Annotated in this window: 15 protein-coding genes and 1 other RNA gene; 2 read left to right on the top strand and 14 right to left on the bottom strand. The window is 69.2% G+C overall.

The window, feature by feature from the left end; translation table 11 throughout:
- The first annotated feature begins 169 nt into the window (after positions 1 to 169).
- A complete protein-coding gene (locus IE160_RS04030; protein ID WP_179873439.1) occupies positions 170 to 808 on the top strand; it encodes a hypothetical protein in 639 nt (212 codons plus the stop codon).
- A 34-nt stretch (positions 809 to 842) separates the two neighbouring features.
- On the opposite strand, the gene IE160_RS04025 is transcribed toward IE160_RS04030, so the two are convergent.
- The 13 genes from IE160_RS04025 to IE160_RS03965 form a co-directional block, all read right to left on the bottom strand.
- On the bottom strand, positions 843 to 1,217 hold the full coding sequence (locus IE160_RS04025; RefSeq protein WP_179873438.1) for a YccF domain-containing protein: 375 nt from the start codon (positions 1,215 to 1,217) through the stop codon (positions 843 to 845).
- Between the two features lie 60 nt (positions 1,218 to 1,277).
- Positions 1,278 to 1,649, bottom strand: a transfer-messenger RNA (tmRNA) gene (ssrA, locus tag IE160_RS04020).
- 178 nt (positions 1,650 to 1,827) lie between these two features.
- Positions 1,828 to 3,318 (bottom strand): MFS transporter, encoded by a 1,491-nt coding sequence (locus tag IE160_RS04015; RefSeq protein WP_224744566.1) that lies wholly within the window; start codon positions 3,316 to 3,318, stop codon positions 1,828 to 1,830.
- Between the two features lie 51 nt (positions 3,319 to 3,369).
- Positions 3,370 to 3,846 carry an SsrA-binding protein SmpB gene (smpB, locus tag IE160_RS04010; RefSeq protein WP_179873857.1) on the bottom strand — a complete coding sequence of 159 codons (477 nt, stop codon included), beginning with the start codon at positions 3,844 to 3,846 and terminating at the stop codon, positions 3,370 to 3,372.
- A gap of 89 nt (positions 3,847 to 3,935) precedes the next feature.
- Positions 3,936 to 4,850 carry a permease-like cell division protein FtsX gene (ftsX, locus tag IE160_RS04005; protein ID WP_179873437.1) on the bottom strand — a complete coding sequence of 305 codons (915 nt, stop codon included), beginning with the start codon at positions 4,848 to 4,850 and terminating at the stop codon, positions 3,936 to 3,938.
- Positions 4,847 to 5,599, bottom strand: coding sequence for a cell division ATP-binding protein FtsE (ftsE, locus tag IE160_RS04000; protein WP_179873436.1), 753 nt, complete (start codon positions 5,597 to 5,599; stop codon positions 4,847 to 4,849). Before ftsE ends, ftsX begins: the two co-directional genes overlap by 4 nt.
- A 75-nt stretch (positions 5,600 to 5,674) precedes the next feature.
- Entirely contained in the window at positions 5,675 to 6,784 is a 1,110-nt protein-coding gene (prfB, locus tag IE160_RS03995; RefSeq protein ID WP_179873435.1) for a peptide chain release factor 2, read from the bottom strand.
- A 60-nt stretch (positions 6,785 to 6,844) separates the two neighbouring features.
- The gene (locus tag IE160_RS03990) at positions 6,845 to 7,750 is read right to left on the bottom strand and encodes an SDR family NAD(P)-dependent oxidoreductase (protein ID WP_191151727.1); all 906 of its coding nucleotides are present in this window, start codon (positions 7,748 to 7,750) and stop codon (positions 6,845 to 6,847) included.
- Between the two features lie 95 nt (positions 7,751 to 7,845).
- Entirely contained in the window at positions 7,846 to 9,213 is a 1,368-nt protein-coding gene (locus tag IE160_RS03985; protein WP_224744565.1) for a methyltransferase domain-containing protein, read from the bottom strand.
- Between the two features lie 44 nt (positions 9,214 to 9,257).
- Positions 9,258 to 9,824: a 3'-5' exonuclease gene (locus IE160_RS03980; RefSeq protein ID WP_191151726.1), complete on the bottom strand. Its 567-nt coding sequence runs from the start codon at positions 9,822 to 9,824 to the stop codon at positions 9,258 to 9,260.
- Positions 9,825 to 9,863: 39 nt separating this feature from the next.
- Positions 9,864 to 10,313 carry a pilus assembly protein TadG-related protein gene (locus IE160_RS03975; protein WP_191151725.1) on the bottom strand — a complete coding sequence of 150 codons (450 nt, stop codon included), beginning with the start codon at positions 10,311 to 10,313 and terminating at the stop codon, positions 9,864 to 9,866.
- A gap of 32 nt (positions 10,314 to 10,345) precedes the next feature.
- A complete protein-coding gene (locus IE160_RS03970) occupies positions 10,346 to 10,732 on the bottom strand; it encodes a hypothetical protein (RefSeq protein ID WP_179873431.1) in 387 nt (128 codons plus the stop codon).
- An 88-nt stretch (positions 10,733 to 10,820) separates the two neighbouring features.
- Entirely contained in the window at positions 10,821 to 11,225 is a 405-nt protein-coding gene (locus tag IE160_RS03965) for a TadE family protein (RefSeq protein WP_191151724.1), read from the bottom strand.
- A gap of 62 nt (positions 11,226 to 11,287) precedes the next feature.
- Between IE160_RS03965 and IE160_RS03960 the strand changes: the two genes are divergently transcribed.
- Positions 11,288 to 11,797, top strand: coding sequence for a GNAT family N-acetyltransferase (locus IE160_RS03960; protein ID WP_179873429.1), 510 nt, complete (start codon positions 11,288 to 11,290; stop codon positions 11,795 to 11,797).
- A 58-nt stretch (positions 11,798 to 11,855) separates the two neighbouring features.
- On the opposite strand, the gene IE160_RS03955 is transcribed toward IE160_RS03960, so the two are convergent.
- The gene (locus IE160_RS03955) at positions 11,856 to 12,032 is read right to left on the bottom strand and encodes a hypothetical protein (protein ID WP_179873428.1); all 177 of its coding nucleotides are present in this window, start codon (positions 12,030 to 12,032) and stop codon (positions 11,856 to 11,858) included.
- Positions 12,033 to 12,102 lie beyond the last annotated feature (70 nt).

The raw sequence follows: 12,102 nt of genomic DNA, 5'->3' as shown, positions 1-12,102 counted from the left end.
AGGATGTTCGACATCGTGTAAATCTTTATTGACAGAAATCCCGTGGCGATCCTGCGTCTCGGCCGGGCGACACGGTTGTCGGGGATCGAGCGCTCATGGTATTTTCCTGGGGCAAGCTCGGGTTCGTGGTCTTCGCGACGGTCACGCACCGTGACGAACGGAGTGGACCATGAAACGGCGCGATCGCCCAGCACCGGGCATCCTCTTGGCCTCGGTGCTCGTCGCCGCTCTCGCCGCCTGCGCGCCGCCCGATCCCGGCTCCGAAGACGAGCCTGCGGACGGCCCTGAGGACTCGGTCGTCGACGAGGCGGGCGAGGAGGCACCCGAGGAGGACAGCGGCGACGCACCGCAAGGCGATGCCGACTGCCTCGCCTCCAGCTGGTTGCTCGACAACGAGTCGTGGCGGCTCATGCTCGCACCACTCGCCCAGCAGTCGGGAGGCACGCTCGAGTCGGTGACGGGCGAGCTCGTGCTTGATTTGAGCGAGGACGGCACGTACAGCAGCTCGTACACCAACTGGGCCGTCACGACGAGGGTCGACGGGGGCAGTGCCGTGATCGAGCGCAACGGCGTCGACTCAGGAATCTGGGCCCACGACTCCTCGCTCGGCACGCTCGAACTCATCGAGTACGAGCTCGGCTCCCAGATCGAGGGATACATCGAGGACCCAGTCAACGGTCGCACCCCGCTTCCGGCGACCGGAACCGACGACTCGGCCTCGCTCGAGAACGTCGAGTACATCTGCGGCAGCGAAGACCTCCTCATCACCCTCGAGCTCGGGACGGTCTTCTTCACACCGCTGCCCTGATCGCAGCGAGGCACCGGCCGGCTCGGCGCACGCGTCAACCGATGTCGACGATGCGCTTGCCGAGCGGCAGCAGCGCCACGGGCACCATCTTGATGTTCGCGATCGCGAAAGGGATGCCGATGATCGTGATCGCGAGCGGAATCGCCGTGATGATGTGGCTCAGCGCCACCCACCAGCCGGCCAGCACGACCCAGATGATGTTGCCGATGAGGGCCCAGAACCCCGAGGTCGGCGTCTCCACCACGCGCTTGCCGAACGGCCACAGCGAGTAGACGCCGATACGAGCGGCGGCGATGCCCCACGGGATCGTCACGATGAGCACGAACATGATGACCGCTGCGAGCATCCAGCCGAGAAACAGCCAGAAGCCGGAGAGCACGAGCCAGATGACGTTGAGAAGGGTGCGCATGCGCACAGTCTGACATCGCGCGGCGCGAGCGGAGCATCCTCAGCGCGTGACAGCGGCCGGTGGTGGAGATGGGGGGAATTGAACCCCCGTCCACTGCTGTGATTCGAAGTCTTCTACGGGCGTAGTCTGCGGAAAGCGTTCTACTCGGCTCCGACCTTTGTCGCAGACACCTAGGTCGACGAGCCCAGCCTCAGTTGAAGTCCCACGTGCTCCTGAGACGCAGGCACGCAGCAAGTCTCCTCAATGACGCCAGCGACCGGGGCGGAGACGTACCCGGGCTGACGGACTATCTACTCTGCCTTAGGCGGCGAGAGCGAAGTCGGTGCGCTTGGAATCGGCACCTGTTGGTTACAGAGATCGTTAACGAGATAACTCTGCATCCTCGACCCGCTTCTCTTCGTCTCGCAGGCAATGTCGAAACCGATCATCCCCATGCGTCACTGCCGAGCACCCGAGGGTGCCGAGCGAGGGTCGCTGTCACGCGCTGTGGAGTTGAGAACGTGCGGCCGGTCACCCAGCGCACTCGAACGTCGTTGCCGACGTAGCCCTTCAGTATACGGGATGCTCGGGGCAGGAGCCAGACCGGTGCGTCGACTCTGCCCTGTGCCGGCTAGGTCGTGCGCGCGTCCTCGAGCGTGTTCATGGCACCCACGCTCCGCGCGCGCAGGTCGGCCAGGGCGAACCCGAGCGCAATGGCGATGAAGCCGAGGATGACGAGAGCCGCGTGCAGATAGGCGTCCTGGTAGACGACGATCTCGGTCTCGGTTCCCGTCTCGGCGTAGACCGTCACGTAGAACGCCGCGGTCGCCGCCGCGAGGCCGACAGCCGTGCCGACCCTCTGCCCGACCTGCTGAATCGAGCCCGCGACACCGCCCGACGTGACCGGAATGTCAGCGAGGGCCAGTGTCTGGTTCGGCGCAATGACGGCGCCGCCGCCCGTGCCCGCGATGCCCATGGCGATCGCGACCGCCCACGGTACGGCGGCGGCGGGCAGGACGAGAGCGGAGACGAGCACGAGGCCGAAGCCGACGAAGACGATGGCGAGACCCGTGACGACGAGCCCGCGGCCGTAGCGCTCGACGACGCGGCCCGAGTAGAACGAGCTGAGCGCCATCATGAGCGCGAAGGGGATCGTCACCATGCCCGCGAAGACCGCGGCGAGACCCTGCCCGAGCTGCAGGAAGAGGGTCAGGGTGAGGAACATCGACGGCATAGCAGCGAAGTACGCGACAGCGAGGAGGGTGCCGTTGCGGTAGCTCGTCACGCGGAAGAGGGCGAAATCGACGATGGCCGAGCGGCCGGATCGCGCGTAGCGCCGCTCCCACCACACGAAGGCTGCGCCCGAGAGGGCGAAGACGGCGAGCCATGCCCACCGGGCGGGGTCGTCGTCGGGGCCGCCGGTCGTGAGCACGAACGGCAGCATGAGGCTGAGCACGGCGACACCGAGGAGGGCCGTGCCGACGAGGTCGAGATCGCGCGAGCCGCTGCTCGCCGGCTGCGTGCGCGGCAGGAGCTTGTAGGCGAACGGGAAGAGCCCGATGACGAGCGGCACGTTCATCCAGAAGATGAGCCGCCACCCGAGGTCGTCGCCGCCGAGGTCGACGAAGAGCCCGCCGAGGGTCGGGCCGAAGGCCGTCGAGAGCCCGATGACGGCCCCGAAGACGCCGAAGGCGCGCCCGCGCGCCGGCCCCTGGAAGAGCTGCTGGATGAGGCCGAGCACCTGCGGCATGAGGAGACCGGCGGCGACGCCCTGCAGGATGCGCGAGCCCGCGAGCACCTCCACGGTGGGCGCGACCGCGCACAGGAGGCTCGCGATGAGGAAGACGACGAGGCCGAAGAGGAACAAACGGCGACGCGAGTGCTGATCGCCGTAGCGGCCTGCTGGGACGAGGACGACGCCGAACGCGAGGATGTACCCGGCGATGATGATCTGGATCTCGGTCGGGCCCGCGCCGAAGGCATCCTCGATCGCCGGCACCCCCACGTTGACCTTCGACAGGTCGAGGATCGTGAGCGAGGCGACCGACACGGCGACGGCGAAGGCCCTCCAGCGGGTGCGATCATCCATCTCTGGCTCTGCTGCGCGCGCATCGTTCGTCACGAGGGTCCAGGCTACGCGCGCCCTACTGGGAGGCGGCGCCAGAGAGGCGCGCTACTCGCCGCGGATGTTGCGCAGCCGCATGGCCCGCTCGGCCTCGCGCTTGTCCTGCTTCTCGCGCAACGCATGGCGCTTGTCGTACTCGCGCTTGCCCTTCGCCACGGCGAGCTCGACCTTGGCGCGCCCGTCGCTGAAGTAGATGCTCAGCGGCACGAGCGTGTAGCCGCCCTCCTGCGTCTTCTGGCTGATCTTGATGATCTGGGCCTTGTGCAGCAGCATCTTGCGCTTGCGGCGGGGCGGGTGGTTGGTCCACGTGCCCTGCGTGTACTCGGGGATGTGCACGGCGTCGAGCCATGCCTCACCCCCGTCGATGAAGCCGTAGCCGTCCACGAGGCTCGCCCGCCCCATGCGCAACGACTTGACCTCGGTACCGCTCAGCACGAGACCGGCCTCGTAGGTGTCCTCGATCGTGTAGTCGTGGCGCGCCTTGCGGTTGGTCGCGACGACCTTCCTGCCCTGCTCCTTCGGCACGTCGCTCACCTCCCGTTCACGCCCGATGCGGATGCTCACCGCGCGTGTCGCGGCAGCCCTCCAGCATACCCGCGCCGATGCGGATTCGATCAGACGCGCAGGTAGCGCGTGATCGCGACGTTCGCCGACACTGCGGCGAGCAGCGCCCCCGCCACGAGCAGCACGGGTGCGACGAGCAGCGCCTCATCGAGCCCCACGAGGGACGTGAGAGGCAGCGCCTGCGTCAGGTAGCCCTGCACGAAGAACTCGACGATCGCGATGATCGCGACCCCCGCGAGGGCCGAGCCGATGAGCGCGGCGACGACGCCCTCGAGGATGAACGGCGTCTGGATGAACCGGTTGGACGCGCCGACGAGCCGCATGATGCCGAGCTCGCGGCGGCGCGAGAACGCGCTGAGCCGGATCGTCGTGGCGATGAGCAGCACGGCGGCGACGAGCATGAGCGCCGCGATGCCGACCGCCGTGATGCTCGAGGCGTTGAGCACGTCGAAGACGCCGTCGAGGTAGGCCCGCTCATCCTCGATGCTCTCGACGCCGGCGAGGCCGCCGAGCGCATCGACGAGGATCTGGCTCTGGTCGACGTCGACGAGGTCGACCCAGAAGGCGGGAGGCAGGAACTCGGGCGAGACGAGCTCGGCGGCCGCGGTGCCCGCGAACTGGTCCTGGAAGTTCGCGTACGCCTCCTCCTGCGTCTCGAAGTAGTACGTGTCGATGAACGGCGCGAGTGTCGCGGACTCCAGCTGCGCCTCCACCTGGGCGATCTGCTCGGGCGTCGCGGCCTGCTGCTCGCACCCGCCGATCGTCGCGAACTCCGTGCACAGGTACACGGCGACCTGAGCGCGGTCGAACCAGTACGACTTCATCTCGGTGATCTGCATCTGCAGCAGCATTGCGGCACCCACGAAGGTGAGGGAGATGAACGTCACGAGCACGACGGAGACGACCATGGAGAGGTTGCGGCGCAGCCCCTGGCCGACCTCGCTGAGGACGAGACCGAGCCTCATCGCGGCTCACCCGCCTGCGACACGCCCGACTGCGACTGGCCCGCGTGCGACAGCACGGGGTTCGCCTGCGTCTGGTACCCGCCGCCGCGCTCGTCGCGCACGATGCGGCCGCCGATGACCTCGATGACGCGACGTTGCAGGCGGTCGACGATGCCGGCGTCGTGCGTCGCCATGATCACCGTCGTGCCGTTGGCGTTGATGCGCTCGAGCAGGGTCATGATGCCCGCGCTCGTCGCCGGGTCGAGGTTGCCGGTGGGCTCGTCGGCGAGCATGATCGCGGGCTTGTTGACGAGCGCACGTGCGATGGCGACGCGCTGCTGCTCTCCGCCGGAGAGCTCGTGCGGAAACCGCCCCTCCTTGCCCTCGAGGCCGACCGTTCGCAGGGCATCGGGCACGGCCTCGTGGATGAAGCCCTTGCTCTTGCCGATGACCTGCAGGGTGAAGGCGACGTTGGCGAAGACCGTCTTGTTGGGCAGCAGCCGGAAGTCTTGGAAGACGACACCGAGATTGCGGCGGAAGTACGGAACCTTGCGGCTCGAGATCGCGCCGAGGTCTTGCCCGAGCACATGGATGGACCCGCTCGTCGGCTTCTCCTCCTTGAGCACGAGGCGCAGGAAGGTCGACTTGCCCGAGCCGGAGGCGCCGACGAGGAACACGAACTCACCGCTGAGAATCTCGAGGCTGACGCCGTTGAGCGCCGGTCGAGCCGTCCCGCGGTACACCTTGGTGACCTCTTCGAAGCGAATCATCGCGATCAGAGTATGCGGGTGCCCCAGCGACGCCGCGGTGCGACACCCTGCCGCGTTGCCTTTCTCAGCCGGTGCTTACACCACGGGAGCGCGCTTGCGCCACTTGATGCCCGCGGCGATGAAGCCGTCGAGGTCTCCGTCGAAGACGGCCGAGGGATTGTTGACCTCGTACTCCGTGCGCAGGTCCTTGACCATCTGGTACGGCGCGAGGACGTAGGAGCGCATCTGGTCGCCCCAGCTCGCCGTGATCGTGCCGGCGAGCTCCTTCTTCGTCGCAGCCTCCTGCTCCTTCTGGAGGATGAGCAGGCGCGACTGCAGCACGCGCATCGCCGCGGCGCGGTTCTGGATCTGGCTCTTCTCGTTCTGCATCGAGACCACGAGACCGGTCGGCAGGTGGGTGATGCGCACCGCTGAGTCGGTCGTGTTGACGGACTGCCCGCCCGGCCCGGACGAGCGGAACACATCGACCCGGATGTCCGTCTCCGGCACCTCGATCGCCGCACTCTCCTCCAGCAGGGGAATGACCTCGACAGCGGCGAAGCTCGTCTGCCGCTTGCCCGCGGCGCCGAAGGGCGACATGCGCACGAGGCGGTGCGTACCCGCCTCGACGCTCAGGGTGCCGAAGGCGTGGGGCGCATCCACCTCGAAGGTCGCGGACTTGATGCCCGCCTCCTCCGCGTAGGAGATGTCCATGACGGTCGTCGAGTAGTCGTGCTGCTCGGCCCAGCGCAGGTACATGCGCAGCAGCATGTCGGCGAAGTCGGCCGCGTCGACGCCTCCCGCCCCCGCGCGAATCGTGACGACGGCGGGGCGTGCGTCGTACTCGCCATCGAGCAGGGTGCGCACCTCCATCTCGCCGAGGGTCTTCTCGATCGCCGTGAGCTCGGCGGCGCACTCGGCCGCGGCGTCCTCGTCGTCGGCTTCCTTCGCCATCTCGATGAGCACGTCGAGGTCGTCGAGTCGCTGCTGCAGGGCCTCGATGCGCTCGAGCTCGGTCTGGCGGTGGCTGAGATCGCTCGTGACCTTCTGCGCGTGAGTCGTGTCGTCCCACAGGTCGGGGGCGGAGGCCTGCTCGCTCAGCGCGGCGATCTCCGACTGCAGTCGGTCGACGTCGACGACGGCACGAATGTCGGCGAAGGTGCTGCGGGCGGCGCCGATGCGCTCAGAAAAGTCCAGGTCGATCATGTCTGCCCCAGCCTATCGCCGCGTACCGGCGCGAGGCGCGGCCGGCGCCGTCGTGACTCGTCAGGCGTGGTGGCCGCCGTCTGGCGCAGAACCACCGTCAGCCGCAGAACCACCGCCAGGCGCAGACCCGCCGTCTGCAGCCGAGCCCGCGGCCGGCGCCGACTCCGCCGTCTCGAGCGGCATCTGCGCGGCCATCGCGACGGCCGGGTGGGCGCCCGTCGGCGTCGTCGCCTCCTCGGCCTTCACCATCTGGCTGGTCGCCGCGGGCACCTCGCTGAACGCCGTCGACGGCAGATCCTTCTCGTCTCCGGCGATCGCCGCGACGATGCGCTGCGCGACGGCAGCCGGCTCGAGGCCGGTCGGGAACTTCGGCGTCTCGCCGGCGATCGGGTGGCGGGAGAGCTCGGTCTCCGTGTGGCCGGGACGCGCATCGATGACGCGGATGCCCGACCGGCGCACCTCGCGAGCGGCGACCTGCACGTAGGCGGCGAGGGCGGACTTGACGGCCGAGTACGCGCCGATGCCGTTGGTGGGGTGCTCGCTCACCACTCCGCTGAGCGTGAGCACGAAGGGCTCCCTGCCCTGCTCGGCACTCTCGCGCAGGGAGGGGAGCGCGGCCCGGAGCATCCTCATGGGGGCGAGGGCGTTGATCGCCCACAGTGCCTCGATCGTGTCGTCGGCGGTGTCGGCGAGCGCGCCGAAGGCGACGGCGCCCGCGGCGTTGACGATGCCGTCGAGCTGGCCGTGGGCTATGACCGCCGTCGCGACGAGGGTGCGCACGGCGGCCGGGTCGGTGAGGTCGGCGGGCACGAGCTGGCCGGGGATGCCGAGGGCTTCGAGGTCGGTCATGGAGCGCGCGCTCAAGGTGAGGTGCGCGCCCGCGTCGGCGAGCTGGCGAGCCAGGTGCCGACCGAGGCCGCCCGTCGCTCCGACGACGAGGATGGAGGATCCCTGCAGAGTGGTCATAGTCGAAGGGTAGGGCGACTCACTGGGAGCACGCAGACAACACTCAGGCAGTGCGACGCGGGCTTGGCGCTGCGGGAGCTCAGCAGTGCGTGGGCTCAGTCCCGCTGCATCTGCTCGATGTACTCGCGGATCGTCGGCACGCCTTCGAGCTTGTCGCGGAAGAACGTGTTCACGAGGTTGATCACGTGAGCACGGGCCGCCTCGAGGTCGCTCGTGCGCCGCTCCCCCGCATCCTGGTCTTCGAGCGTGCGCCGCAGGGTCATGAGGGCTGCGACGATCTCCGCCTCCTCCTCGCCCTCGAGCTCGGCGATGACCTGCATGATGAGGGCGTCGGCCTGGTCGCGCACAGCGTCGATCGGGATGCTCGTGCCCGGCTGGGTGGCGTTGTCGAGCGTGGAGAGGAGCGACCACACCTGGTACAGGATGGTCGCCGGCTCGTCGAAGAGCTCGCGCACGTATGCGGCATCCACGTGGCGGCCGGAGAGCCGGAAGATGTTGTACATGCGCTTGGCGGCCTTGCCGTAGTTGACCTGCTTCGTGAGGTACTTGCGCACCTCGCTCTCGAGCCGCTCGACGTACTCGTCGAGGGCGTCGTCGCTCACGAACTTCGCGACCTTCGCGAAGGTCGGCATGGCGTCGGCGTCGAGGTAGACCTCCTGGAAGTAGGCGTCGAGGTAGCCGTCGAGGGGCACGATCTCACCGTCGGGGGCCTCCCACGTGACGTCGATGACGTTGCTCGCGTTGGAGAGCGCTTTGCGCTCGGGGTCGGCCACGACCCAGTCGAGCTTGCACCAGCCGGGGTCGAGCGCGGCCTCGTGCCAGGTGAGGGTGCGTGTCGTGCCGTCGGCGAGGTCGAGCCGGATGCTCTGCTCCTCGACCTCGGCGGGGGTCCACGTAATCGGCGTGCCCTTCTTGCGCGCCTGGCCGCCGTGCTCGCAGTTCTCGGGGTAGTTGCCGAGCTTGGCCTCGAGGAACTGGAAGGGGTCGCCCGTCGCCGTGCGGCGAGCAGCGTCGCGCATGAGGTCGGCCATGATGCGGCACGCCTCCTCGCGCGTGTCCGCCCTGATGTTGAGCCGCTGGAAGTAGTCGCAGTCGCCGGGGAAGGACTGGATCTTCGACTGCGCGGCCGAGCCGCTCAGGGCGAGGGCACTCTCGGCGACGCCGGACGGGCCCGTCACTTCGACGATCGCGCCGATGCGGCGGAAGCGCTCCAGATCGCGGGGGGTGAAGTCGAGCATGCTCACGCGGTGGCCGAATGTGCCGCTCTCGTGGGCGACGATGTGGTCGTCGCTCACGGCGTCGGCCGCGATCGCGGCGAGCCACTGCAGGGCACCCTCCTCGTCGAGCTGCACGCCGAGGCGCTGGGCCGACTCGATGATGCGGGCCAGGTCGTCGTCAGGCGCGTTGGCAGGGTTCTGACCGGTGTCGGGAGTGGGGGCGTCGGCGGGGGCTGCGGAGCTCATCGGTGAGACCTCTCGGGTTGCGCGCGCGGCGGCCCGCACGCTGGTCAGGCGCCCGCGGAGCGCTCCTGCTGCTCGGCCCGGATGGCCCGGAACAGCGTCGCCTGATCGCGCGCGTCGTCGAGTGCATTATGCGTCAGGACCATCTCCAGGCGATAGTGCTCGGCGACGCGGTGGAGGCTCGTCTCGCCCCAGGGAACGCCGGTCACGCCTGCGTAGTAGGCCTTGACGTCGAGCGCGGCGTGCCCGAGCGGGTTGCGGCCGAGGTAGCGGTGGAAGTAGTCGGCGACGAACATCCAGTCGAAGGGGGCGTTGAAGCCGACGAGGAGCGGGCGGGACTGCCGCGGCGTCACCGCCTCGATCCACTCGGCGAACGCGGTCATCGCTTCGCGGGGCGGGGTGCCGGATGCTCGCAGCCCGTCGAGCGTGAAGCCCCCGATGCTCATCGCCGCGTCGTCGACCGTCTCGCGGTCGGGCTGCAGCTCGATGTAGAACGCCTGCTCGGGGTCGTCGACGAGGCATGCGCCGATGGAGAGCATCGCGTAGTCGCTCGGGCTCGGGCCCGCGGCCTCGATGTCGACGGAGATGAGGGTGACGGGTCGAGGGTCGGGCATAGCACCACGCTAGACCGTGCGCGCAGTCTCGGGGCGCGGTCAGTCGAAGACGCTGCGCGCCGTCGCGGTGACCTCGAGGCGCAGGCCGTCGGGCACGAAGACGGTGAGCGCGGGCGAACGCCAGTAGCTCGAGAGGGTCACGCGCGCGCTCAACCCGTCGGGGCTTGTCGCAGACTCGAGCGCGAGCCCCTCGACGGAGCCGGTCGGAGCCGCGGCGAGGTACGCCGAGACGTCCGCGCGCACGCGCGCGTCGGTGAGCCTCGGCCTCAGCACCTCCCCCTCGCGCACGGTCACGTCGCCGAGGTCGAACGACTCGGCGCCGACGAGCGCCGCGCCGTCGGCGAGCGTGAACAGGCGCGCGCGCTCGAGGTACAGCGCCGTCGCCGCCGTGACGAGCAGCACGACCACGAGCGCGAGCCCCGCGTAGCCGATGATGAGCGGCAGGGTCGAGCCGCGGTCGTCGTGAAGGGCCCGTCGCCAACGGTGCACGTCAGCACTGCGCCTCGCCGACACCGGGCCACTCACCGCGCGCCCCAGAACCGGGAGACCTGCTGGGTGGCGCTCGCGTCGATCGGCACCGCGAGCGGCCCGCCGAGCTCGACGACGGGCGGCAGCAGCGGCAGCGGAACGCGCACACTCACCTGCACGGTGACCCATCCGCGGCGCGTGTGGCACTGCGCGGGCACGGGCGAGCACCGGATGCTCAGGGCCACGTCACTCGCCGTCACCCCGTGGTCGGCCAGGGCCAGGGCGAGGGCTCGCTCGGCCGCCGCGCTGCCCGCTGTCATCGATTCGGCCTGCACGAACACGCGCGCCGCCTGCCGCGCGGCTCCCTCCGCGGCGAGCGCCGCCGACTGGATGGCGCCGAGCGCGAGCACCAGGTAGACGAGCGGCACGAGCAACAGCATTCCCGCGGTGAGGAACTCGAGCGATGCCGAACCGCGGTCGTCGGCGGCGCGCGTACCTACCGGGCGCGAACGCGCCGGGCGACACCGCTCAGCGCAGCGGTTCGAGCGCGGCACGCCCGCTCACCTCCAACCCGCGGTCGAGCCCCGCGAGCCCGAGGAGGGGCAGCGGGGAGCGCACCGTCACGACCACGACCGGGTGGCCCTCGTAGCTGCCGAATCCTGCCGAGATGTCAGCTGCATAGGACTCCCCGACGGCCGTCGCGATGAGGTCGCGACTGCGCTCCACCCCGGCCGCGAGGCTGCTGTCGGCGAGCGCCGCGTGCCGGGCGCCCTCCGCCGCCGCATCGATGAGAGTCGACCGCACGTGGAGGGCGAGCGCGAGCTGCAGCACCGACACGGTCACGAGGGTCAGCAGGGCGCCGACGAGGACGAACTCGACGGGCGCCGAACCTCGGTCGTGCGGGTATCGGCGAGTGACACGTCGGCAGAGCATCCTCACGCGGCACCCCGGTACTCTGGAGTGTCCTCCCCCGCACGCACTGAACGGAACTGATGATGACTGAGCCCACTTTCACGATCCGCGGAGCCACCGAGGACGACTACGAGGGCGTGCACGCGATCCTCACCAGCCCCCACATCATGCAGGGAACCCTGCGGGTGCCCCTCGCGAGCACGGACTACTCGAAGGCCCGCCTCTCGCCGCGCAACGGCGTGCACCAGATCGTCGCTGTCGACAACGAGACGGAGGAGATCGTCGGATTCGGCGAACTCATCACCACCCCCGACGAGCCGCGCGCCCGTCACGCCGGCGAGATCGACCTCGTCGCGGTGAGCGAGGACTCGCAGAGCCAGGGAGTCGGCTCCGCGCTCATGGACTCCATGATCGACCTCGCCGACAACTGGCTCGACCTCAAGCGCCTCTCCCTCATCGCCTTCGTCGGCAACGACCGCGCTATCGCCCTCTACGAGCGCCTCGGCTTCGAGCACGAGGGCATCATGCGCCGCGTCGGCTACGGCGACGGCGACTGGATGGACGCCGTCATAATGGCGCGCCTGCGCGACTGACGCACCGTCGAACCACGACGGGCTCGCGACGCTCAGCGCCGAAGGGCCGGCGTCCACGCTAGAACGCGGTCACCCGGTCGATCGCCTGCTGGAACACGCCCTGCAGCGCGGGACCCGCAAGGGCCCAGATCATGATGACGAGGCCCGCCGTCATCAAGGTGATGAGCACCCAGCCGGGCACGTCCCCTCGCTCGTCGCCCCGCCACTGCTCGATCTTCCCCATGAGTGCATGCATGCATGCAGTGTGCCAAGAGTCCCGCCGGTCAGAGTCGAGTTGTTCACAGGATCGAACTTGCCAATCGGCC

Source organism: Chryseoglobus sp. 28M-23 (assembly GCF_014789785.1).
Lineage (GTDB): Bacteria > Actinomycetota > Actinomycetes > Actinomycetales > Microbacteriaceae > Microcella > Microcella indica.
The sequence above is the reverse complement of the archived record's forward strand: the minus strand, read 5'-3'. Positions and strand labels throughout refer to the sequence as shown.

What these genes read in the sequence shown, in the direction of transcription:
- IE160_RS04030 (WP_179873439.1), top strand. Translation starts at nt 170, where the DNA reads ATGAAACGGCGCGATCGCCCAGCACCGGGCATCCTCTTGGCCTCGGTG.
- IE160_RS04025 (WP_179873438.1), bottom strand. Translation starts at nt 1,217, where the DNA reads ATGCGCACCCTTCTCAACGTCATCTGGCTCGTGCTCTCCGGCTTCTGG.
- ftsX (WP_179873437.1), bottom strand. Translation starts at nt 4,850, where the DNA reads ATGAGGCTCGGTCTCGTCCTCAGCGAGGTCGGCCAGGGGCTGCGCCGC.
- ftsE (WP_179873436.1), bottom strand. Translation starts at nt 5,599, where the DNA reads ATGATTCGCTTCGAAGAGGTCACCAAGGTGTACCGCGGGACGGCTCGA.
- prfB (WP_179873435.1), bottom strand. Translation starts at nt 6,784, where the DNA reads ATGATCGACCTGGACTTTTCTGAGCGCATCGGCGCCGCCCGCAGCACC.
- IE160_RS03990 (WP_191151727.1), bottom strand. Translation starts at nt 7,750, where the DNA reads ATGACCACTCTGCAGGGATCCTCCATCCTCGTCGTCGGAGCGACGGGC.
- IE160_RS03985 (WP_224744565.1), bottom strand. Translation starts at nt 9,213, where the DNA reads ATGAGCTCCGCAGCCCCCGCCGACGCCCCCACTCCCGACACCGGTCAG.
- IE160_RS03980 (WP_191151726.1), bottom strand. Translation starts at nt 9,824, where the DNA reads ATGCCCGACCCTCGACCCGTCACCCTCATCTCCGTCGACATCGAGGCC.
- IE160_RS03970 (WP_179873431.1), bottom strand. Translation starts at nt 10,732, where the DNA reads ATGCTGTTGCTCGTGCCGCTCGTCTACCTGGTGCTCGCGCTCGGCGCC.
- IE160_RS03965 (WP_191151724.1), bottom strand. Translation starts at nt 11,225, where the DNA reads ATGCTCTGCCGACGTGTCACTCGCCGATACCCGCACGACCGAGGTTCG.
- IE160_RS03960 (WP_179873429.1), top strand. Translation starts at nt 11,288, where the DNA reads ATGACTGAGCCCACTTTCACGATCCGCGGAGCCACCGAGGACGACTAC.
- IE160_RS03955 (WP_179873428.1), bottom strand. Translation starts at nt 12,032, where the DNA reads ATGCATGCACTCATGGGGAAGATCGAGCAGTGGCGGGGCGACGAGCGA.